General features: G+C 71.9%; 17 protein-coding genes. 12 read left to right on the plus strand and 5 right to left on the minus strand.

Annotation, left to right across the window (positions count from 1 at the left end; translation table 11 throughout):
* Window positions 1–20 precede the first annotated feature (20 nt).
* Window positions 21–1568: an ABC transporter permease gene (locus J2S66_RS32745; RefSeq protein ID WP_310315267.1), complete on the plus strand. Its 1548-nt coding sequence runs from the start codon at window positions 21–23 to the stop codon at window positions 1566–1568.
* Window positions 1568–2539: an ABC transporter ATP-binding protein gene (locus J2S66_RS32750; RefSeq protein WP_310312320.1), complete on the plus strand. Its 972-nt coding sequence runs from the start codon at window positions 1568–1570 to the stop codon at window positions 2537–2539. The genes J2S66_RS32745 and J2S66_RS32750 overlap by 1 nt, the downstream gene beginning before the upstream one ends.
* On the opposite strand, the gene J2S66_RS32755 is transcribed toward J2S66_RS32750, so the two are convergent.
* Genes J2S66_RS32755 through J2S66_RS32770 form a run of 4 tightly spaced genes read right to left on the minus strand, consistent with a single transcriptional unit; the run spans window position 2529 to window position 6026 of the window.
* Window positions 2529–3023, minus strand: a complete 495-nt coding sequence (locus tag J2S66_RS32755; RefSeq protein WP_310312324.1) for a GNAT family N-acetyltransferase — start codon at window positions 3021–3023, stop codon at window positions 2529–2531. The two genes, J2S66_RS32750 and J2S66_RS32755, sit on opposite strands and share 11 nt — an antisense overlap.
* Window positions 3024–3037: 14 nt before the next feature.
* Window positions 3038–3889 carry an ABC transporter permease gene (locus J2S66_RS32760; protein WP_310312326.1) on the minus strand — a complete coding sequence of 284 codons (852 nt, stop codon included), beginning with the start codon at window positions 3887–3889 and terminating at the stop codon, window positions 3038–3040.
* On the minus strand, window positions 3886–4899 hold the full coding sequence (locus J2S66_RS32765; RefSeq protein ID WP_310312330.1) for an ABC transporter ATP-binding protein: 1014 nt from the start codon (window positions 4897–4899) through the stop codon (window positions 3886–3888). The genes J2S66_RS32760 and J2S66_RS32765 overlap by 4 nt, the downstream gene beginning before the upstream one ends.
* The gene (locus J2S66_RS32770) at window positions 4896–6026 is read right to left on the minus strand and encodes a LolA family protein (protein WP_310312333.1); all 1131 of its coding nucleotides are present in this window, start codon (window positions 6024–6026) and stop codon (window positions 4896–4898) included. Before J2S66_RS32770 ends, J2S66_RS32765 begins: the two co-directional genes overlap by 4 nt.
* 128 nt (window positions 6027–6154) lie before the next feature.
* Between J2S66_RS32770 and J2S66_RS32775 the strand changes: the two genes are divergently transcribed.
* From J2S66_RS32775 to J2S66_RS32785, 3 genes are read left to right on the plus strand one after another with little or no spacing between them, the layout of a single operon-like run.
* On the plus strand, window positions 6155–6889 hold the full coding sequence (locus J2S66_RS32775; protein ID WP_310312336.1) for a response regulator transcription factor: 735 nt from the start codon (window positions 6155–6157) through the stop codon (window positions 6887–6889).
* A complete protein-coding gene (locus J2S66_RS32780; protein WP_310312339.1) occupies window positions 6886–8169 on the plus strand; it encodes a sensor histidine kinase in 1284 nt (427 codons plus the stop codon). Before J2S66_RS32775 ends, J2S66_RS32780 begins: the two co-directional genes overlap by 4 nt.
* A 16-nt stretch (window positions 8170–8185) precedes the next feature.
* On the plus strand, window positions 8186–9067 hold the full coding sequence (locus tag J2S66_RS32785) for an NUDIX domain-containing protein (RefSeq protein ID WP_310312342.1): 882 nt from the start codon (window positions 8186–8188) through the stop codon (window positions 9065–9067).
* 119 nt (window positions 9068–9186) lie between these two features.
* Here J2S66_RS32785 and trpS read toward each other — a convergent pair whose 3' ends face one another.
* Entirely contained in the window at window positions 9187–10152 is a 966-nt protein-coding gene (gene trpS / locus J2S66_RS32790) for a tryptophan--tRNA ligase (protein WP_310312344.1), read from the minus strand.
* Between the two features lie 491 nt (window positions 10153–10643).
* Here trpS and typA point away from each other — a divergent pair, with 491 nt between their 5' ends.
* The 7 genes from typA to J2S66_RS32825 all read left to right on the plus strand — a co-directional run bounded on the left by typA (window position 10644) and on the right by J2S66_RS32825 (window position 21086).
* Entirely contained in the window at window positions 10644–12545 is a 1902-nt protein-coding gene (typA, locus tag J2S66_RS32795) for a translational GTPase TypA (RefSeq protein WP_310312346.1), read from the plus strand.
* 402 nt (window positions 12546–12947) lie between these two features.
* Complete coding sequence (locus J2S66_RS32800; protein ID WP_310312349.1) at window positions 12948–14615, plus strand: ABC transporter family substrate-binding protein; 1668 nt, start codon at window positions 12948–12950, stop codon at window positions 14613–14615.
* Between the two features lie 291 nt (window positions 14616–14906).
* Window positions 14907–16730, plus strand: coding sequence for an ABC transporter family substrate-binding protein (locus J2S66_RS32805; protein ID WP_310312352.1), 1824 nt, complete (start codon window positions 14907–14909; stop codon window positions 16728–16730).
* 166 nt (window positions 16731–16896) lie between these two features.
* Window positions 16897–17895, plus strand: a complete 999-nt coding sequence (locus tag J2S66_RS32810; protein WP_306745893.1) for an ABC transporter permease — start codon at window positions 16897–16899, stop codon at window positions 17893–17895.
* 1 nt (window position 17896) lies between these two features.
* Entirely contained in the window at window positions 17897–18841 is a 945-nt protein-coding gene (locus J2S66_RS32815) for an ABC transporter permease (RefSeq protein WP_310315269.1), read from the plus strand.
* The gene (locus J2S66_RS32820; protein ID WP_306745894.1) at window positions 18838–20022 is read left to right on the plus strand and encodes an ABC transporter ATP-binding protein; all 1185 of its coding nucleotides are present in this window, start codon (window positions 18838–18840) and stop codon (window positions 20020–20022) included. Before J2S66_RS32815 ends, J2S66_RS32820 begins: the two co-directional genes overlap by 4 nt.
* Complete coding sequence (locus tag J2S66_RS32825; protein ID WP_310312357.1) at window positions 20019–21086, plus strand: ABC transporter ATP-binding protein; 1068 nt, start codon at window positions 20019–20021, stop codon at window positions 21084–21086. The genes J2S66_RS32820 and J2S66_RS32825 overlap by 4 nt, the downstream gene beginning before the upstream one ends.
* Window positions 21087–21128 lie beyond the last annotated feature (42 nt).

Here is a 21128-nt window from a genome sequence, read left to right on the forward strand (position 1 = left end):
TCGGCTGGTCCCTGGCCGCGCTGGTGCCGCTGGCGTTCCTGGGCGTGTTCTTCGCCTGGCCGGTGGCGGCGATCGTGGGCCTGGGGTTCGGCGAGGGCGGTGTCCTGCGGGTCCTCGGTGACGGCGCGACGTGGGACCTGGTCGGCTTCACCCTCGGCCAGGCCGCCGCCGCGACGCTGTTCGCGCTGGTCGCGGGCATGCCGGTGGCGTTCCTGCTGGCCCGGTGCCGGGTGCGCGGCGCGGGCGTGGTGCGGGCGGCGGTGATGGTGCCGTTCGTGCTGCCGACCGTGGTGGTGGGGTTGGCGTTCCGGGCGCTGTGGCCGGACGGCGGCGTGCTGCCGATCGTGCTGGCCAACGCGTTCTTCAACGTCGCCGTGGTCGCCCGCACCGTCGGCGGCCTGTGGGCGCGGGTGGACCGGCGGGCGGAGGACGCGGCGCGGGCGCTCGGCGCGTCGCGGCCCAGGGCGTTCACCGCCGTGACGCTGCCCGCGCTGGCCCCGGCGATCGGGTCGGCCGCGTCGGTGGTGTTCCTGTTCTGCGCCACCAGCTTCGGCGTCGTGCTGGTGCTGGGTGGAGCGCGGCACCGCACGCTGGAGACCGAGATCTACCTGCGCACGGTGGAGCTGTTCGACCTGTCCGGCGCGGCGGCGCTGTCGCTGCTCCAGTTCGTCGCCGTGGTGGCGGTGCTGCTGGTCGGCGGCGCGGCCCGGCGCAGGCGCGAGCGCGGCATGCCGCTGCGCGTCGAACCGCCGCGCCGGCCGACCGGCGGCGAGTGGGGCGTGGTCGCGGCGGCGTGGCTGGTGGTGGCGCTGCTGCTGACCCCCGTGGTGGGGCTGCTGGTGCGGTCGCTGGCCACCCGGGACGGCTGGAGCCTCGACGGGTACCGGGCGCTGGCGGGCACGGGGGAGCGCGGCACGCTCGCCGTCACCGGGCTCGACGCGGCGCTGAACTCGGTGCGCGTGGCCACCGACGCGACGCTGGTGGCGCTGGCCGTGGGCGTGCTGTCGGCGGTGGTGCTGGTGGGCCTGCGGCGGCACGGGTCGTGGTTCGCGGAAACCCTGGACACGGCGCTGATGCTGCCGCTCGGCGTGTCCGCGGTGACCGTCGGCTTCGGCTACCTGGTCACGATGGACGCCCTGCCGGGCGACTTCCGCACGTCGCCGCTGCTCGTGCCGCTCGCCCAGGCGCTGGTGGTGACGCCGCTGGTGGTGCGGATCGTGCTGCCCGTGCTGCGGGCGGTCGACGAGCGGCTGCGGCAGGCGGCGGCGACGCTGGGCGCGAGCCCGTGGCGGGTGTGGCGCGAGGTGGACCTGCCGCTGGCGTCGCGGTCGCTGGTCGCGGCGGCCGGGTTCGGGTTCGTGGTGGCGCTCGGCGAGTTCGGCGCGACGAGCTTCCTGGCCCGGCCGGACGCGCCGACGCTGCCCGTGGTCATCGCGCGGCTCATGTCGCGGCCCGGGCAGCTCAACAGCCAGATGGCGTACGCGGCGTGCGCGCTGCTGATGGTGGTGACCACGGTGGCAGTGCTCGCGATCGAGCGGCTGCGCGTGCCGAGCGGCGGGGAGTTCTGATGGCGTTGCGGGTGGCCGGCCTGACCGTGCGGTACGGGGACGTGACCGCGGTGTCCGGGGTGGACCTGGACATCGCGGACGGCGAGGTGGTGGCGCTGCTCGGGCCGTCGGGCTGCGGCAAGTCGACGCTGCTGCGGGCGGTGGCCGGGTTGGAGCCGCCGTCGGGCGGTGCGGTGTCGTGGGACGGCGCGGACCTGGCCGGGACGCCCGTGCACCGGCGCGGGTTCGGCCTGGTGTTCCAGGACGGCCAGCTGTTCCCGCACCGGGACGTCGCGGGCAACGTGGCGTTCGGGATGCGCATGGCGGGCGCGGAGCGGGAGGCGCGGGACAAGCGGGTCGACGAGCTGCTGGAACTGGTCGGCCTGGCCGGCTACCGGCGGCGGCGCGTGACCGAGCTGTCCGGCGGTGAGCAGCAGCGGGTGGCGTTGGCGCGGGCGCTGGCGCCCCGGCCGAAGCTGCTGCTGCTCGACGAACCCCTGTCGGCGCTGGACCGGGCGCTGCGCGAGCAGTTGGCGGTGGACCTGGCGCGGCTGCTGCGGGAGGCCGGGGCGACCGCGCTGGTGGTGACGCACGACCACGACGAGGCGTTCACCCTGGCCGACCGGGTGGCGGTCATGCGGGCGGGCCGGATCACGCAGGTGGGCGCGCCGACCGAGGTGTGGCGGCGGCCCGCGGACGTCGACACGGCCCGGTTCCTGGGCTGCGGCAGGGTGCTGAACCCCGAGGCGGCGCGCGAGCTGGTGGGCGTCGACGCGCGGGTCGGGCTGCGGTCCACCGCGCTGCGCGTCGACCCGGCCGGACCGCTGACCGCCGACGTGCTGGAGCGCGTGCACCGGCGCGACCACGTGCGGCTGCTGGTCTGCGTGGACGGGGAGGAGTTCGAGGCGGTCGCCCCGGTCGCCGGACCCCCGTCGCCCGGCGACCGGGTGCGCCTCGCCGTGGACCACGACGGGATCGCCCTCATCGGGTGAGCTCGTACTCCACGTCCCCCTGCTCCCAGCCCTCGATCGGGTCGGGCCACTCCTCGTGGAACGTCCGCACGTACCGCAGCCCGGCCTTCTCCAGCACCCGCCGCGACCCGGTGTTGACCGCCATCGCGGTCGCGGTGATCCGGCGCAGCCCCGTCGCGAAGCCGTGCGCCACCAGCGCCCTCGCGCCCTCGGTGGCGTACCCGCGGCCCCAGTGGTCGGGGTGCAGCCGGTAGCCCAGCTCGGCCACGCCGTCGCCCGCCGGGCTCAGCTCGAACCAGCCGACGAACCCGCCGGTCGCCCGCGCGTGCGCCGCCCACCAGCCCCCGGCGAGCAGCCTCGGCATGACCTCGGCCTCCACGCGCGTGCGCGGCACCGGCCTGCCGTCCTCGACGTACCGCATGACGCGCGGTTCGCCGAGCAGCCGGGCCACGTCGTCCACGTCGGACCCCACGAACGCGCGCAGCGCCAACCGCTCCGTCTCCACGCGCCCAGTACAGCTCAGTTGTCCTTCGTGGCCAACCGCATTGCCGCCAGCGACAGGCCGATGACGACGTAGCACCCGGCCAGCGCGGTGCTGCGCCACAGCTCCCCGGTCGGCAGCGGGTCGCGCATGACGTCGACCAGGCCCTCCCACGCCGAGGTGATCAGGTACGGGTGCAGCCAGTCCAGCGACTGGAACACGCCCAGCACCGCGAACACGATGACGCCCGCCATGGTCGCGGCCATCACCACCAGCGGGTGCTCGGTGCACGCCGAGATCGCCAGCGCGATCGCCGCCACGCCCCACACCTGCACGGTGACCAGCAGCACGGTCAGCGCGATCCGCCCGAGCGCCGCGCCGAGCGGCAGCGTCGACCCGGACAGCGTGAGCATCCCCCCGCCGCCGAACAGGACCACTCCCACGACCGCGCCGACGACCGCGATCAGGGTGACGGCGGCCAGCGTCATCGTGGCCACGCCGAACGCCTTGATCCCCAACAGCCGCAACCGGCCCACCGGCGCGATCATCAGGCCGCGCAGCGTCCCGTGCTGGGCCTCGCCGGCCAGGCCGTCGGCCGCCCAGATCGCCCCCACCAGCGGCAGCAGCAGCGGCAGCGCCAGGAACAGCGTGAACACCGGCAGCACCAGGCCATTGCCGGAGATGATCGCGGCCAGCCCCGGTCCGGCCGGACCCTCGCCGTCGACGGCGAACCACAGGCCGACGCCCGCCAGGACCGGCACCAGGCACAGCGACGCCAACCCGATCACGGTGCGGGGCCGGCGGACGATCCACCGCAGCTCCGAGCGCAGCTGCCTGCCCAGCGGCGCCCGCGCGGCGACCGGCGCGCCCGTCGCGACACCCGCGCTCATCGCGCACCCTCCTCGATCGTGTCCACCGCGGACAGGTTGTGCTCGGACTCCTCGGCCTCGGTGAGGCGCGCGAACAGGTCCTCCAGACCCGTCCGGTGCCGCCGCGCCTCGTGCACCGCCACACCCGCCCCGACCAGCGTCGCCAGCACCACGGGCGCGGTCGTGCCGATCAGCTCCACCCGCACCCCGTCGTCCGACGGGCGGGCCGAGATGCGGCCGTTGCGCAGCGCGTTCAGCGCGGTGTCCACGTCCGGCGTGGTGACCAGCAGCGAGCTGCCGTCCGCCCGCAGCAACTCACCCAGCTCGCCCTGCGCCACCACCGTGCCGCGGTGCAGCACGGCGACGTGCGTGCAGGTCGCCTCGATCTCGGACAGCAGGTGCGACGACACGACCACCGTGCTGCCCGCCTCGTGCAGGTCCGCGACGACCTTGCGCACCTCGCGGGTGCCCGCCGGGTCGAGGCCGTTCGTCGGCTCGTCCAGCACGATCAGCTCCCGCGGCACCAGCAGCGCCCCGGCCAGGCCCAGGCGCTGCTTCATGCCCAGCGAGTAGCCGCGGTAGCGGCGGTGCGCGGCGGCGCCCAGGCCGACCCGCTCCAGCGCGTCCTCCACGGCCCGCCCGATGTCGCCGGTGGCGAGCAGCGGCTCGAAGGCCGCCGCCCGCCGCAGGTTCTCCCGCCCCGACAGGAACGGGTGGAACCCCGGACCCTCGACCAGTGCGCCGACGTGCGGCAACGCCGCCGCCGCCCCGTCGGGCAGCGCCCTGCCCAGCAGCTCGACCTCCCCCTCGGTCGGTCGCACCAGTCCGAGCATCATGCGGATCGTGGTGGTCTTGCCCGACCCGTTGGGGCCGAGCATCCCGAGCACCGCCCCCCGCGGCACGTCGAGGTCCACCCGGTCGACCGCGACAGTCCGCCCGTACACCTTGCGCAGTCCCCGCGTCCGGGCCGCGAGGACCGGGGTGGAGCCGGCGGTCGCCGACTCCACCCGCGCACTGGTCGAGGTGGTCACTTGACCTGGCCGATCGCGTCCACCAGCACCTGCTCGAGCACCGCGCCGACCGCCACCCGGCCGTCGTCCGCGATCAGCACGCCACCCACCCGGGCGGTGATCAGCGTGCCGGACCCCCACGGGCCGCTGACCTGCTTGCCCAGCTGCCGGAGCATGCCCTGCACGTCGGTGTCGCCACCCATCTCGCCGCCCATCCCGGCACCCGGCCGGCGCGGACCGCGGTCGGCGGGCCCACCCTCCTGCTCGGCGAACGCCGTCAGCGCGCCCTCGGGCACCCGCGCGGTCAGCACCACGTCCCAGCCCTCGCCCACGACCTGCGGGTCCGCCTCGCCGAACACCTGCTCGGCGGCGGCCTTGTCCCGCTCCGACGGCCCCTCGACCCCGGCCTCGGTCACCGTCGCCCCGGCGGGCGGCGTGAACGAGAACAGCGCCGCGTCCTGCGGGCCGACGTTCAGCTCGGAGAACCCGACCTGCACGGCGGGCGCGTTCGTGCCGTTGGTCAGCACGGCCAGCCGCAGCGGCACCCGCAGCTCGGAGTCGACCGCCACGCGGACCTCGCGCAGCACCGTCTTCTCCGTCGGCTTCGGCGACAGCACCAGCTCGTACGCCGGGCGGTCCGCCACCCGCGCGGTGCCGTCGACGGTGACCTCGCTGAACTCCTTCAGCCGGGACACGACGTCGCGCGCCAGCGCCACCGGGTCGGCCGCCGCCGCCTCCTGCGGCTTCTGCGCCGCGCCGTGCGGGAACTTGTCCACGGTCCGCTCGGCCGAGTCCCACAGCCACCCGGTCGTGCCGTCGTCGACGAACGTCTTCTCCGCGTCCCCGGCGGGCAGCTGGACGCGCACCTTGCCGGAGCCGTCGCTCCACAGCCGCACCGCGCTGTCCCCGTCCGACAGCTGGGGCAGGCCCGCGATCGCCGGGACGCCCAGGTCGTTGGACACCTCGACGGACCCGCCGAACGCGGCGGGCTTCGCCGTGACCACCGACTCGACCAGCGACTCGGCGCTCACCTCCGGCAGCACCGGTGCCTGGCCGGCGCCGGCGGGCATCGCCAGCACCCCCAACCCGGTGACACCGGCGAGCACGCCGACCGCCGCGGCGGCCACCGTCACCCTCCTGCGGTTCATGACCCCTCCTCCTGCCGGGCAACCCCGTGCGACCCGACACCCCAGACCCTCCTCCGGCCGTCCTGAGATGGTGCTGAGAGGCTGAGAGGGCACTGAGAGCCGCACGACGATCGTCCCACCGAACGGGCATGCTGTGGGACGTGAGACCACGGGTGCTGGTTGTGGACGACGAGGTCGGCGTGCGGCGCGCGCTGGAGCGCGGGCTGTCCGCGGAGGGCATGGAGGTCGTCACCGCCGCCGACGGCCCCACCGCGCTGCGGGTCGCGCTGACCGGCGCGTTCGACGTGGTGCTGCTCGACATCATGCTGCCCGGCCTGTCCGGCTACCGGGTGCTCCAGCGGATGCGCGCCGAGGGCGTGCGCACGCCCGTGCTGATGGTGTCCGCGAAGGACGGCGAGGTGGACCAGGCCGACGGCCTCGACCTCGGCGCCGACGGCTACCTGGTGAAGCCGTTCTCGTTCGTGGTGCTCGTCGCCCAGGTCCGGGCGTTGCTGCGGCGCAACGACGCGGACTTGGCGCGCCGCCGGCTCAAGCTCGGCGACCTCGTCGTGGACCGCGCCGTGCGCGAGGTCAGCTGGGCCGGCGAACCCGTCGCCCTCTCCCCGCGCGAGTACGCCGTGCTCGACGTCCTCGCCGGCCGCGCCGGGTCCGTCGTCACCAAGGACGAGCTGCTGCGCACCGTGTGGGGCGACGAGCAGGCCGCCACCCGCAACGCCGTCGAGGTCTACGTCGGCTACCTGCGGCGCAAGCTCGACGCCATGGGCGCGGGCGAGGTCGTGCGCACCGTCCGGGGCCACGGCTACCTGGCGTCCACGCCCGACCTGGACGCCGCCCTCGGCTCGGCGGCCAGCAGGCGCAGGTGAGCCCGCGCCGCTGGTGGCCGCGACGGTGGTGGCTGCGGCGCACGCTGCGGTTCCGGATCACCGTCGTCGCCACCGGCGTCGCCCTGATGTGCCTGCTCGCGTTCACCCTCCTCGCCCCGCGCCTCATCGGGGCGGTGCAGGTCAGCGCCGTCGACGCGGAGCTGGCCAAGGCGGGGAGCACGCGCGTGCTGGACACCGCGGGCAACCCCCTCGACGGCGGGCCGCCCACCGGCCTGACCCCCGCCGACATCCGCCTGCTCAAGTCCGGCGAACCCGTCCTGCGCATCGACGGCGACAGCGCCCACCGCTGGATCGGGCGCGTCGAGTTCACCCCCGACGGCACGCCCCGCCTGCACGTCGCGGGCGACACCCTCGTCGGCTACCAGGGCGCCAACCGGCTCGGCACCCGCTGGCTGCTGCTCGCCGCCGTCCTCGTCGCCGTCCTCGTCGGCATCGCCACCTGGTTCGCCGTGCGGACCTCGCTGCGGCCGGTCGAGCGGATGCGCGTCGCCGCCGGCGAGCTGCCGCGCGGCCAACGCCTCCCCGTGCCCGCCGCCCGCGACGAGCTGCAAGCGCTCGCGGTCGCGCTGAACGGCCTCCTCGCCCGCCGCGACGAGGCCACCGAACGGCTGCGGCGCTTCACCGGCGACGCCGCCCACGAGCTGCGCTCACCCGTCACGTCCGTGCGCGCCCAGGCCGAGGTCGCCGTCGCCCACCCCGACCCCGACTTCTCCATCGAAGTCCTCGAATCCGTCGTCGAGGAGTCCATCCGGCTGTCCGAGCTGGTCGACGCCCTGCTCATCCTCGCCCGCGCCGACACCGGCGAACTGCCCCGCGCCGAACCCGTCGACCTCGTGCTCCAGGTGCAGGCCGCCGTGGACCGCCTCGGCGACACCGACCTGCTCGTGCAGGTCGCCGCCCCCATGAGCGCCTGCATGATCTCCGCCGCCCGCACCGAGGTCGAGCTGGTCGTCGACAACCTGCTGCGCAACGCCGCCCGCCACGCCCGCACGTTCATCCGGCTCTCCGTGCTGCCCGCGGCCCGCGAGATCCGGCTCGTCGTGGACGACGACGGCCACGGCATCCCCGAGGAGCACCGGGAGAGGGTGTTCGACCGGTTCTACCGCGTCGAGTCCGACCGGGGCCGCGCCACCGGCGGCTTCGGCCTCGGCCTCGCGCTCGTCGCCCACCTCGTGCGACGCCGGCGCGGCACCGTGCGCGCCGGCGAATCACCCGAGGGCGGCGCCCGGCTGGAGGTCCGCTGGCCCACCTACCGGTGATGGCAGGATCTCGCCCGTGCCCGAGCTCAGGACCACCACGCTGGTCGACGCACCCCCGCGCACGGTGGCCGCCGCCCTGCTGGACGCCCCGCTCCTGACCCGTGCCGTCCGCGGGCTGGGCGTGCGGCTGACGTCCGACGGCCCCGTCCTGCACGAGGGCGCCACCCTCACCGCCGCCGCCGGACCCGTCACCGGGGTCCTGCGCGTCACCCGCGCCGACACCACCGGCCTGTCCGCCGAACTCGTCACCGGCCCCCTGCCGCGCCTCGCCCTCGCCACCGACCTGCGGCACACCGGCGGCGGCACCGTCGTCGTGGACCGCGTCGAGTGGACCAGCCCCGGCGGGCAGGTCGGCCGCTTCGCCGACGTGGTGGTCGGCCGCGGCCTCGCGCTCAAGGTCCTGGAGGCCCGCGCCACCGCCGTGTCCCGCCGCTCCCGCGAACTGCTCGACGCCCGCGTGGTCGTGGCAGCCGCCGTCGTCCACGACGGCCGCCTCCTCGTCCAGCAGCGCGCCTACCCGGCCGACGCCGCCGGCCGCTGGGAACTGCCGGGCGGACGCGTGGAACCGGGCGAGTCCGACCACGACGCCGTGACCCGCGAGTGCGCCGAGGAACTCGCCGTCACCGTCGAGCCCACCACCCAGGTCGGTCCCGACGTCCCCCTGCGCGCCGACCTGGTCCTCCGCGCCTACGCCGCCCGCCTCCTGTCGGGCACCCCCACCCCGACCGACCACCAGGCCACCCGCTGGATCACCGCCGCCGACCTGGCCACCCTCGACTGGCTCCCCGCCGACCGGGCCCTCCTCCCCGCCCTCCACCCCCTCCTCCCGCGAGTCGTCCCCCCAGGTCGCGCGAGTCGTACGTTCAGGTCGCGAGAGTCCTACGTCCAGGACCCCTGAGTTCTACACTCGCGAGTAAAGAACTCAGGGCCCCCGAACGTTGGACTCTCGCGACCTGAACGTTGGACTCTCGCGGTCCGGACGTACGACTCGCGCGACCTGGACGTACGACTCGCGGGTCAGCCCAGGCCGGAGACGCGGAGGGCGGCGTCCAGGCGGTGGCGGGAACGTTCGCGCGAGCGCTCCGCGCCGTGCCGGCGCACGCGGTCCAGCTCTGCCGGGTCGTCGAGCAGCTCACGCGTCCGCTCCCGCACCGGCCGCAGCTCCTCGACCACCGCCTCGGCGGTGACCTCCTTCAGCTCCGCGTAGCCCTTGACCGACTCGGCCACCTCCTCCGGAGCCTTGCGCACGCACGCCGCCAGCACCTCCAGCAGGTTCGCCACGCCCGGCTGCTCCTCGGGCGCGTAGCGCACCACGCCCAGGTCGTCCGTCACCGCCCGCCGCACCTTCCGGCGCACCAGGTCCGGCGAGTCCAGCACGAACACCGTGCCCGCCGAGTCCTTCGCCGACTTCGCCATCTTCCGCGTCGGGTCGGCCAGGTCGCGCACCCGCGCCGCCGTCGGCGGCACCACGGCCTTCGGCATCGCGAACACCTCGCCGTACGTCCCGTTGAACCGCCGCGCCAACGCCCGCGCCAGCTCCACGTGCTGCCGCTGGTCGTCGCCCACCGGCACCTCCCGCGCCCCCTGGAGCAGGATGTCCGCCGCCATCAGCACCGGGTACGTGAGCAGGCTCAACCGCACCGACGACCGGCCCTTCGACTTCTCCTTGAACTGGATCATCCGCGCCGCCTCGCCGTACGTGCAGGTGCACTCCAGCACCCACGTCAGCGCGCCCAGCTCGCGCACCAGGTCCGACTGCACCGACACCGACCGCGGGTCCACGCCGGTCGCGACCAGCACCGCCAACTGCTCCCTGGTCAACGCCCGCAATCGCGACGGGTTGTGCGACGTCGTCATCGCGTGCAGGTCGCTGATGAAGTACACGTCCTCGTCGGTGCCCTCGGCGGCCCACTGCCGGATGGCGCCCAGGTAGTTGCCCAGCTGGACCGAGCCGGACGGGGTGATCGCGGACAGCCTCGTCATCGTTCTTCCCTTCGGTGGGCCCGCCGCGAGAGCCCCCGAAACGCGCGAAGGCCGCCCCAGCGGGCGGCCTGCGTTCGTGTGACGCGCAGTTCTCAGGGCCGCCGGAAGGCGGACCACCAGAACGTGTGAGAAGCGCGCATGCCGCGATCGTAGCGTGTTCCCACCGCGTCTCACCGGCCTACATTTCTCCTATGCCGCTCCCGGCGCGGCGGGGCGTCAGCCGCCCTTGCCCTTCTTCTTCATCGCCAGGACCGGGCACCGCTCGCAGCGGGGCGTGGAACGGCAGCACTTCTTCTTGACCTTCTTGCCCACGTCGGCGCCACCTCCGGTCGATCAGGCTAGGCGACACGACCGGGTGAGGCTCAGTTCACCACCGGCCGTGTGTGGTAATGACGCCGCGCCCGGTAGACTGATCGAGGCTGCGCGCGTGCTCGTGCTCTCTGTCCGGCGCCCGGCCCTCCCTCGCTCTACCTCAGCTCTAGGAGTTCCGCGTGCCCACGGCCACCGCGTCGATCAAGGAAACGCTGGTCCGCAACGACCTGCGCAACGTGGCGATCGTCGCGCACGTTGACCACGGCAAGACCACTCTGGTCGACGCCATGCTCCGCCAGTCCGGGGCCTTCTCCGCACGAGCCGAGCTCGTCGACCGGGTCATGGACTCGGGCGAGCTGGAGCGCGAGAAGGGCATCACCATCCTCGCCAAGAACACCGCCGTCCGCCGGCACACGCCCGACGGCGACGTCACCATCAACGTGGTGGACACCCCCGGCCACGCCGACTTCGGCGGTGAGGTCGAGCGCGGCCTGTCCATGGTCGACGGCGTCGTGCTGCTGGTCGACGCCTCCGAGGGGCCGCTGCCGCAGACCCGGTTCGTGCTGCGCAAGACGCTGGCCGCCGGCCTGCCCGTCATCCTCGTGGTGAACAAGGTCGACCGCCCCGACGCCCGGATCTCCGAGGTCGTCGACGAGGCCCACGACCTGCTGCTCGACCTGGCCACCGAGGTCGGCGCCGACGACTCCGTGCTCGACCTGCCGGTCGTCTACGCCTCCGCGCGCGCCGGTCGTGCGTCCCTCAACCAGCCCGAGGACGGCGGCCTGCCAGACGAGGAGAACCTCGACTCGCTGTTCGAGGTCCTGCTCAACCACATCCCGGCCCCGACCGGCGACGCCGACGCCCCGCTGCGCGCGCTCGTGACGAACCTGGACGCGTCCACGTTCCTCGGCCGCATCGCGCTGTGCCGCATCGCCGCCGGCCGCATCCGCAAGGGCGAGACCGTCTCGTGGTGCCGCGAGGACGGCAGCGTGCAGAAGGTCCGCATCACCGAACTGCTGATCACCGAGGCGCTCGACCGCGTCCCCGCCGAGGAGGCCCACGCCGGCGACCTGGTCGCCATCGCGGGCATCCCGGAGATCACCATCGGCGACACCCTCGCCGACGTCGACAACCCGGAGCCGCTGCCCCGGATCACCGTCGACGAGCCCGCCATCTCGATGACCATCGGCGTCAACACCTCGCCGCTGGCCGGCCGCAACGGCGGCACCAAGCTCACCGCCCGGGTGCTCAAGGCCCGGCTGGACTCCGAGCTGGTCGGCAACGTGTCCGTCCGCGTCCTGCCCACCGAGCGCCCCGACACCTGGGAGGTCCAGGGCCGCGGCGAGCTGGCGCTGGCCATCCTGGTCGAGCAGATGAAGCGGGAGGGCTTCGAGCTCACCGTCGGCAAGCCGCAGGTGGTGACCAAGACGGTCGACGGCAAGCTGCACGAGCCGTTCGAGCGCCTCACCATCGACGCTCCGGAGGAGCACCTGGGCGCCATCACCCAGCTGCTCGCCAACCGCAAGGGCCGCATGGAGAACATGTCCGGCCACGGCAGCGGCCGGATCAAGCTCGACTACGTCGTGCCGTCGCGCGGCCTCATCGGCTTCCGCACCGAGTTCCTGACGGAGACCCGCGGCACCGGCATCGCCAACGCGGTGTCCGAGGGCTACGGCCCGTGGGCCGGCGAGATCCGGACCAGGCACAACGGGTCCCTGGTCGCCGACCGGTCCGGTTCGATCACCGCGTACGCGATGATCCAGCTGGCCGACCGCGGCACGTTCTTCGTCGAGCCGGGCGCCGACGCGTACGAGGGCATGGTCGTCGGCGAGAACCCGCGCGCCGAGGACCTGGACGTCAACGTGTGCCGCGAGAAGAAGCTGACGAACATGCGCACGTCGACCGCGGACGTGATGGAGACCCTTGCCCGCCCGCGCAAGCTGTCGCTGGAGGAGGCGCTGGAGTTCTGCGCCGTCGACGAGTGCGTGGAGGTCGCGCCTGAGGTCGTGCGGGTCCGCAAGGTCATCCTCGACGCCAACCAGCGCGGTCGCGAGCGCAACCGCCTCAAGCTGCGCGGCTGAGGATCTTCTCCTTATATATTGGGTGTGCTGACGGCCACCTCCGGGCTTCGGTCCGGGGGTGGCCGTCGATTTCGGCGCTGTGGCCACCTGATCGGGTGAACATAGGGCCGAGGATGTACGGAAACGCCGTTACGGATCTCGGTTGAGAGCATGAGGCCCGACCGCAACCCGAGAACCACGCCGATACCGGGCCGTGCCCGCCTGGTGGGTCACGGGGTCGCTCGCGGAGCGGCCTGCTGAGTCGCCTGTCGAATCGGCGGCCGACGGCACCGAGGCCGGAACCGAGGCCGGGACCGGGACCGGGACCGGGGCGAGGGCGGGCCGGGGTGTGGCGGGCCGGGGTCGGTGTTCGGTGGGACCTGGGCGTCAACTGTCATCGCCGCATCTGGCACGCTCGTACCCATGGGGAAGCGAACGGTTGTTGCGGTGGTGGCCGCGCTGGCTCTGTCGGCTTGCACGGCGACGCCCCCGCCGCCCCTGGTGCCCTCCACGCCCGGGATGACGGTGATCCCCAAGGAGAAGGTCAACGAGGTCGTCGTCGGCGTCGACGACGTCAAGGGCGGGTACAACCCGCACACCCTGGCGTCGCAGTCCACCGTCACCACGGCGCTCGCCTCGCTGCTCCTGCCCTCGACCTTCCGGACGGACGGCGACGGCAGCCCCCGGGTGGACCTGGACCTGCTGGTCAGCGCCGAGGTGACCAGCGCCGAGCCGTACACGGTGACCTACACGATCCGCCGGGACGCCAGCTGGTCCGACTCCGCCCCCATCGCGGCGGAGGACTTCGTGTACCTGTGGCAGCGGATGCGGACCGAGCCGGGCGTGGTCGACCCGGCCGGGTACCGGCTCATCGACGACATCGCGAGCCGCGAGGGCGGCAAGGTCGTCGAGGTCGTCTTCAGCGAGCCCTACCCCGGGTGGCGGAGCCTGTTCCACGACCTGCTGCCCGCGCACCTGCTCAAGGACGCCCCCGGCGGGTGGGCCGCCGCGCTCGACGACAGCTTCCCCGCCACGGCCGGGCCGTTCGCGGTCCGCACCCTCGACCAGCCGCGCGGCGAGATCGTCCTGGAGCGCAGCGACCGGTTCTGGGAGCAGCCTCCCGTCCTCGACCGGGTGACCCTCAGACGGGCGAACCAGCACGACACGATCGAAGCGCTCAACGCCGGTGACGCCCAGGTCGCCCTCATCCGCGCCGACGCCATCGCGCTGAAGGACGTCGAGGAGCTGGGTCGGACCACGGCGCTCACCGCGAGCGTGGTCCCGAGGCCGGAGGTCGTGCAGGTCCTCCTGCGCCCGGCCTCGCCGAAACTGGAGGACGTCCGCATCCGCACCGCCGTCATGAGGTCACTCGACCGTGACGAGCTGATCGCCGTCGGTAGCCGCAGGGGCCCCAGTGCGGATCTCCGCGCCGACTCCCAGGTAACACTGCCGACCTCGGCCGGTTACACGCCGACCCTGCCGGCGCCCACCGGCGACCCCGTCCAGTTGCTCACCGAGGCCGGCTTCACCCGGACGGGTTCGCTGTGGGAGCGGGACGGGAAGCCGCTGGAGTTGACCATCGCCGCACCGGCCGGCGTGGAGCCGTACGTGACCGTCGCGAACCAGGTCCAGCGCCAACTGTCATTGTCCGGAATCGCTGCCCGCGTCCTGACAACGCAGCCCAATGCGTTGTTCGGCCAGGATCTGGCGGATACCGGCACATCCGACAACACCGTTGACATTGCTGTCGTGCCGCAGCCGGACACGGGTGATTCGGCGTCGGTTCTGGCTTCCTCATTCGGGTGTCGGACGTCACCGGAGGACGGCGGTACACCCATTCCGGCGAATCTGTCCGGTTTTTGCGACCAGGCGGTCCAACCGGTGATCGAACAGGCCCTCTCGGGCGACGTCCTGCTGGCCGACGCCCTGGCGAGCATCGAGCCGGTGCTCTGGCAGCAGGCCGTCGCGATGCCGTTGTTCCAGGTAGCAGACCTGTTGGTGGCCCTTCCGGGGGTTCAGGGCGTGACCGCGGGACCCCCGCTCGCGGGGCCCCTGAGCGAGGCCCGCACCTGGCGTCGGGAAGATCGTTGACCGTTGACCGCTACGAAACACTGGCTTCAAGATGCGTTCGCGGTGCAGTATTGACAGTATTCCACGCGTCCGGTTAACGACCGCTCCCACCCGGTAACGACGGAGTCGCGTGCTGCTACCAACGTGTCACCCTTTGGTCACGATCGGCCGGTGGGCAGTGACCGTGCCGCGTACTGGTTCTTATCGTGCTGCAACGGTGTGTCGGTTCGGGGCGCGTTTGGCACATCACGGTTATGGGTGGAAGTCGACCCAAACGGTCGCTCCAACCCAGTGCTAGGAGGGCACGTGTCGATGAGGAGATCAAAGGCTGTCTCGGCGCTCGCGCTGATGACCACCGCCGCGCTCGCGCTGAGCGCGTGCAGCGGCGGCGGCTCGGGCAGTGGCGACCAGGGTGGCGTCCAGGACGCCAACCCGGGTGAGATCGGCGGTCAGGACGAGCTGTTCAAGCGTCCGAAGGTGGAGGACATCGGCGAGGTCGCGGTCGCCGTTGAGGAGGCGTTCCACAACTACAACAACAACATCGGCGCGACCAACAACTTCTCCAGCACGATCGCGCTGTCGAACGTCCAGCCGTCGCCGTACATCACCGAGCTGATCGACGGCAAGGTGGTCATCAAGATCGACGGCGACCTGATGGACTCCGTCAAGGTGACGTCGACCGACCCGCAGACGATCGAGTGGAAGGTCGCCAAGGCGGCCGTCTGGTCCGACGGCGAGGCCATCGACTGCGACGACTTCCACCTGAAGTGGCTGGCCGCGACGAGCAAGGCCACCGTCAAGGGCGAGGACGGCACGGAGGCCTCGATCTTCGACTCGTCGAGCACGGGCTACGAGAACATCGAGAAGCTCGAGTGCGCCGACGAGGGCAAGACGATCACCACGACGTTCTTCAAGGACCAGCCGTTCGCCGACTACCGGGGCCTGTTCTCGCAGCCCGGCAGCGACAGCCTGCTCCCCGCGCACGTCCTGGAGCAGAAGGCCGGCGTCGAGGACATCACCAAGGTGCTGCCCTCGCAGAACGACGACACGGTCAAGAAGGTCGCCGAGTTCTACACCAAGGGCTGGCTGGGCTTCGACAAGAGCGTGGCCCTCTCGGGTGGTCCTTTCATCATCGAGTCCGCTGACCTGACCGACCAGACGGTCCTGGTCCGCAACCCGAAGTACTGGGGCAACCCGGCCGGGCCCGCCAAGGTGATCCTCAAGACGAACACCGACGCGCAGTCCGCCGCGCAGCAGCTCCAGAACAAGGAAGTCCAGGTCATCGCGCCGCAGGCCGACCCGGCCGTGGCGGCCCAGCTCCGCGGCGACTCGGCGTTCAACGTCTTCGCCGCCGGTGGCCAGACCTACGAGCACGTCGACTTCAACATGGCGCGCCCGCTGTTCGCCCAGAACAAGGACCTCCGCCTGGCGATCGCGCAGTGCTTCGACCGCGGCGCGCTGGTCGAGAAGCTGGTCGCGGACGTCGACCCGAACGCCAAGCCCCTGGGCAGCCTCACCATGATGCCCAACGAGGTCGGCTACGAGGACCACTACGGCGACGTCGGCAAGGGTGACGTCGCGGCGGCCAAGAAGACCCTCGAGGACGGCGGCTGGGCGCAGGGCGCCGACGGCATCTACACGAAGGGCGAGTTCCGCGCGTCCTTCAAGCTGGGCCACAAGATCGTGACCCGCCGTTCGGACACCGTCCGCATCCTGCAGGACAAGTGCAAGCAGGCCGGCATCGAGATCGTCGCCGACCAGGCCGCCGACTTCAACGACAAGCGCCTCCCGGCGTCCGAGTTCGACGCGGCCCTGTTCGCGTGGGTCGGCCAGCCGCTGAAGGCCGGCGCGTACGGCAACTACGCCCAGAAGTCCAAGGGCGGTTCCGGCAACTACAACAACTACGACTCGGCCCCGCTGACCGAGAAGTGGAAGGCCGCGAACGCCGAGCTGGACTACCAGAAGCGCATCGACATGATGAACGAAGCCGACAAGATCATGCGGGACGACCTGCACAGCATCCCGCTGTTCCAGCTGTCCGACTTCGCCGCGTCGAGCGCGGACATCGGCCCGATCTCCTACATCGGTGTCGGTGGCGGCGTGACCTGGAACCTGTACGCCTGGCAGAAGAAGTAATTCCGCCCGGTGCGCGTTGACCCGAAGGGGTCAGGTTCCGGATAGGTAAAGCACGACCCTCCGCCGGGGGGCCGGTGTCACAAGCACCGGCCCCCCGGACGGTGTCCGCGTCCGGTAGGCTCCCACGCTTGCACGCGGGGGTGCCTAGGGAGACTAGAGACTCGTCATGTTCCGTTACATAATCCGGCGGTTGTTGATCTCGATTCCGCTGTTGATCGTCGCTTCATTCCTCTGCTTCGGGCTGGTCAACGCCATGGGTGATCCCCTCGGCGAGTGGAAGCTCCAGAAGCCGCGGACCCCGGCGGAGATTTCTGCGGCATACGAGCGGACGGGCTACAACAAGCCGTTCATGGAGCGCTACGTCGACTGGGCGGGCGACTTCGTGACCGGGGACTGGGGCGAGTCCGTCGTCCCGGGCAACGCGGGCAAGCCCGTGAAGGACGACCTGCTCAAGGCGTTCGGCGTGACGCTGCGCCTCATCCTGGCGGCCGAGTTGATCGCGTTGATCCTCGGTATCGCCGTCGGCGTCGTCGGCGCGGTGAGACAGTATTCGATATTCGACTACACGGCGACCGGAATATCGTTCGCCATGTTCTCGATGCCGTTGTTCTGCGTGGCGCTGGTGCTCAAGGCCGGTGGTATCGAGTTGAACAACTGGCTGGAGGGCCTCGGCGCGGACCGGTGGATCATCACCGCGGGACCGCCGGGCGACGGCTTCGGCGGCAGCTTCGGCGAGCAGGTGTTCCAGTACAGCGGCGCCTACGTCCTGCCGACCATCTCCCTCGTGGTCATCCAGTTCGCCCTCTACAGCCGGTTCCAGCGCGCGTCGATGCTCGACACGTTGAACGCCGACTACGTGCGCACCGCGCAGGCGAAGGGCGTCTCGGAGGGCCGGGCGATCTTCAAGCACGCGTTCCGCAACGCGCTGATCCCCATCATCACGGTGTCGTCGCTGAACATCGGCGCCGGTTTCGGCGGCGCGGTGATCACCGAGACCGTGTTCGGCTGGTCGGGCATGGGCCGGTTCATCGTCCAGGCCATCGAGAAGATCGAGCCCTACCAGGTGCTCGGCTTCATGATGCTGACCGCCGTCTTCATCATCGTGTTCAACCTGATCGCGGACATCCTGTACGCCTTCCTGGACCCGAGGATTCGCCTTGACTGAGATGGGTTCCCCGCTGGCGCAGGCGCCCGCGCCCGAAAAGGCCGAGGCGAGCCAGTTCGACACGACGACCGCCCGCAAGCAGTGGCAGGTCATCCTCCGCCGGTTCACCCGGCACCGGGCCGCGCTGTTCGGCCTCATCCTGTTCGTCGTGCTGGTGCTGGTGGCCTTCTTCGGCGGGCTGCTGTGGAAGTACCCGTACACCGACCTCGGCTTCTCCCGCTACCTGCCGCCCAGCGCCGACCACCCGTTCGGCACGGACCGGCTGGGCGGCGACATGGTCGCCCAGATCATCCGCGGCACGCAGTTCTCGCTCCAGATCGCGATCGTGGTGGCGTTCCTGTCCACCTTCATCGGCGTCATCCTGGGCGCGCTCGCCGGCTACATGAGGGGCTGGGTCGACACCGTCATCAGCCGCTTCATCGACCTGCTGCTGGTCATCCCCAGCCTGGTCATCGCGGCCGTGCTCGTGCGCAACAGCTTCGTGGTGTCGGTGGCCGGCGGCGGCAACTCCAACTGGCTGATCGTCGCCCTGTACCTGGGCCTCATCGGCTGGCTGTCCATCGCCCGCGTCATCCGCGGCATGGTGCTGTCGCTGCGCGAGAAGGAGTTCGTCGAGGCGGCCCGCGCGCTGGGCGCCGGGACGTTCCGGATCGTGTTCCGGCACATCCTGCCGAACACCATCGACGTGATCATCGTCAACGCCACGCTCGCGATCGCGCAGGCGGTGCTGCTGGAGGCGGCGCTGTCGTTCATCGGTCTCGGCGTGCAGAGCCCCGACACGTCGCTGGGCCTGATGATCAGCCAGAACAAGAACGAGTTGACGCTGCACCCGTGGCTGTTCTTCACGCCGTTCGTGTTCATCGTGCTGATCTCGCTGGCGGTCAACTTCATCGGTGACGGTCTCCGGGACGCCTTCGACCCGAGGCAGAAGAGGGTGAAGGCATGAGCGAGGTGGACGTGATGAGCTCACCGGGGTCCTCGCCCTGGGGCGGCGCGACCGGCGGCGAGAAGCTGCTGCGCGTGAACAACCTGTCGGTGGACTTCCCGACCGACGACGGCACCGTGCACGCCGTGCGGGACGTGTCGTTCACGCTCGGCCCCGGCGAGGTGCTGGGCATCGTGGGCGAGTCCGGCTCCGGCAAGTCCGTGTCGTCGATGGCGATCATGGGCCTGCTGCCCAAGACCGCCCGCATCGGCGGGTCGATCAAGTTCAAGGACGACGAACTGGTCGGCCGCACGTACAAGCAGATGCAGCCGGTCCGCGGCAACGGCATCTCGATGATCTTCCAGGACCCGATGACGTCGTTGAACCCGGTGTACACGGTGGGCTGGCAGCTCGCCGAGGCGCACCAGGCGCACCACGACGTGTCGAAGAAGGCGGCCTGGGCCAAGGCCGTCGAGGTGCTGGAGCTCGTCGGCATCCCGCAGCCCGACCGGCGCGCGTCGCAGTACCCGCACGAGTTCTCCGGCGGCATGCGGCAGCGCGTCATGATCGCCATGGCGATCATCAACGACCCGGACGTGATCATCGCCGACGAGCCGACCACGGCCCTCGACGTGACCGTGCAGGCGCAGATCCTGGACACGCTGCTGCGCATCCGGGACGAGACGAGCGCGGGCATCATGGTCATCACCCACGACCTGGGCGTCGTGGCGGGCATGGTGGACCGGGTCCAGGTCATGTACGGCGGCACGGTCGTCGAGCAGGGCACCGTGGACGAGGTCTTCGAGGCCCAGCGGATGCCGTACACGGTGGGCCTGCTCGGGTCCATCCCGAACCCGCAGATGCTCGGCAAGCGGCTCACGCCCATCAAGGGCGCGCCGCCGTCGCTGATGAACCTGCCGCACGGCTGCTCGTTCTCGCCGCGCTGCCCGCTGGCCGTCGACGAGTGCCGCGAGACCGAACCGGCGCTGCTGGAGACCGACCGGGCCGGCCACTTCGCGCGGTGCCACCGCTCCGCGCACCTGGCCACCCTGGAGAACCCGCAGCGGCTCTTCGCCCACGACGAGATCGGCGTGGTGGAGAACCCCGCGTCGTTGACCACGGCGAACCCGGACATGCCGGTCACCGAGGACGTCGCCGCGGTGGAAGCGCGGCTGCGCGAAGAGGAGAAGCCGACCTCATGACGACCCCGACCGATGTGAACCCCCAGGCCGGGGGCGCCGCTTCGGGCCCGTCCGACCGGGCGCCGCTGCTGGAGGTCAAGGACCTCGTCAAGTCGTTCCCGGTGCGCGGCGGTGGCATCATCCCGCGCACGGTCGGCCAGGTGCAGGCCGTGTCGGGGCTGAGCTTCGACCTGTACCCCGGCGAGACGCTGGGCCTGGTCGGCGAGTCCGGCTGCGGCAAGTCCACGACGGGCCGCGCGATCCTCCAGCTGCACAAGCCGACGTCCGGCTCGGTGAAGTTCGAGGGCCGCGAGCTGACCACCCTCCGGGGCAGGGGCCTGCGGCAGGTCCGCAAGGACATGCAGATCGTCTTCCAGGACCCGTACGCCTCGCTCAACCCGCGCTGGCAGATCAACGAGCTGATCTCCGAGCCGTTCAAGATCCACGGCGAGGACGGCGGCAGCGGCCGGTCGGTGCAGGACCGGGTCAACGAGCTGATGGAGCTCGTGGGCCTCAACCCGGAGCACCGCAACCGGTACGCGCACGAGTTCTCCGGCGGCCAGCGCCAGCGCATCGGCATCGCCCGCGCGCTCGCGCTCAACCCGAAGCTCGTGGTGCTCGACGAGCCGGTGTCGGCGCTGGACGTGTCGGTGCAGGCGGGCGTGGTGAACCTGCTGGAGGAGCTCCAGGAGCGCCTCGGGCTGGCCTACCTGTTCGTGGCGCACGACCTGTCCGTGGTGCGGCACATCTCCGACCGGGTTGCCGTGATGTACCTCGGCAAGATCATCGAGATCGGTGACCGCGAGGACATCTACGCCCGGCCGATGCACCCGTACACGCAGGCCCTGCTGTCCGCCGTGCCCGTGCCGAACCCGAAGCTGGAGCGGCAGCGCCAGCGGATCGTGCTCACCGGTGACGTGCCGTCGCCGGTGAACCCGCCCTCCGGCTGCCGGTTCCGCACCCGCTGCTGGAAGGCGCAGGACATCTGCGCCGTCGAGGAGCCCAAGCTGGAGCACCGCGGTGACGGCGCGGGCACGCTGTCGGCGTGCCACTTCGCCGAGGTCAAGCCGCTGCTCGTCGGCTGACCCGCGTGCCGTCGGGGCCACCGACCCCCGTTGGTGGCCCTG

Source organism: Saccharothrix longispora, from assembly GCF_031455225.1.
In the GTDB taxonomy this organism is placed as follows: domain Bacteria; phylum Actinomycetota; class Actinomycetes; order Mycobacteriales; family Pseudonocardiaceae; genus Actinosynnema; species Actinosynnema longispora.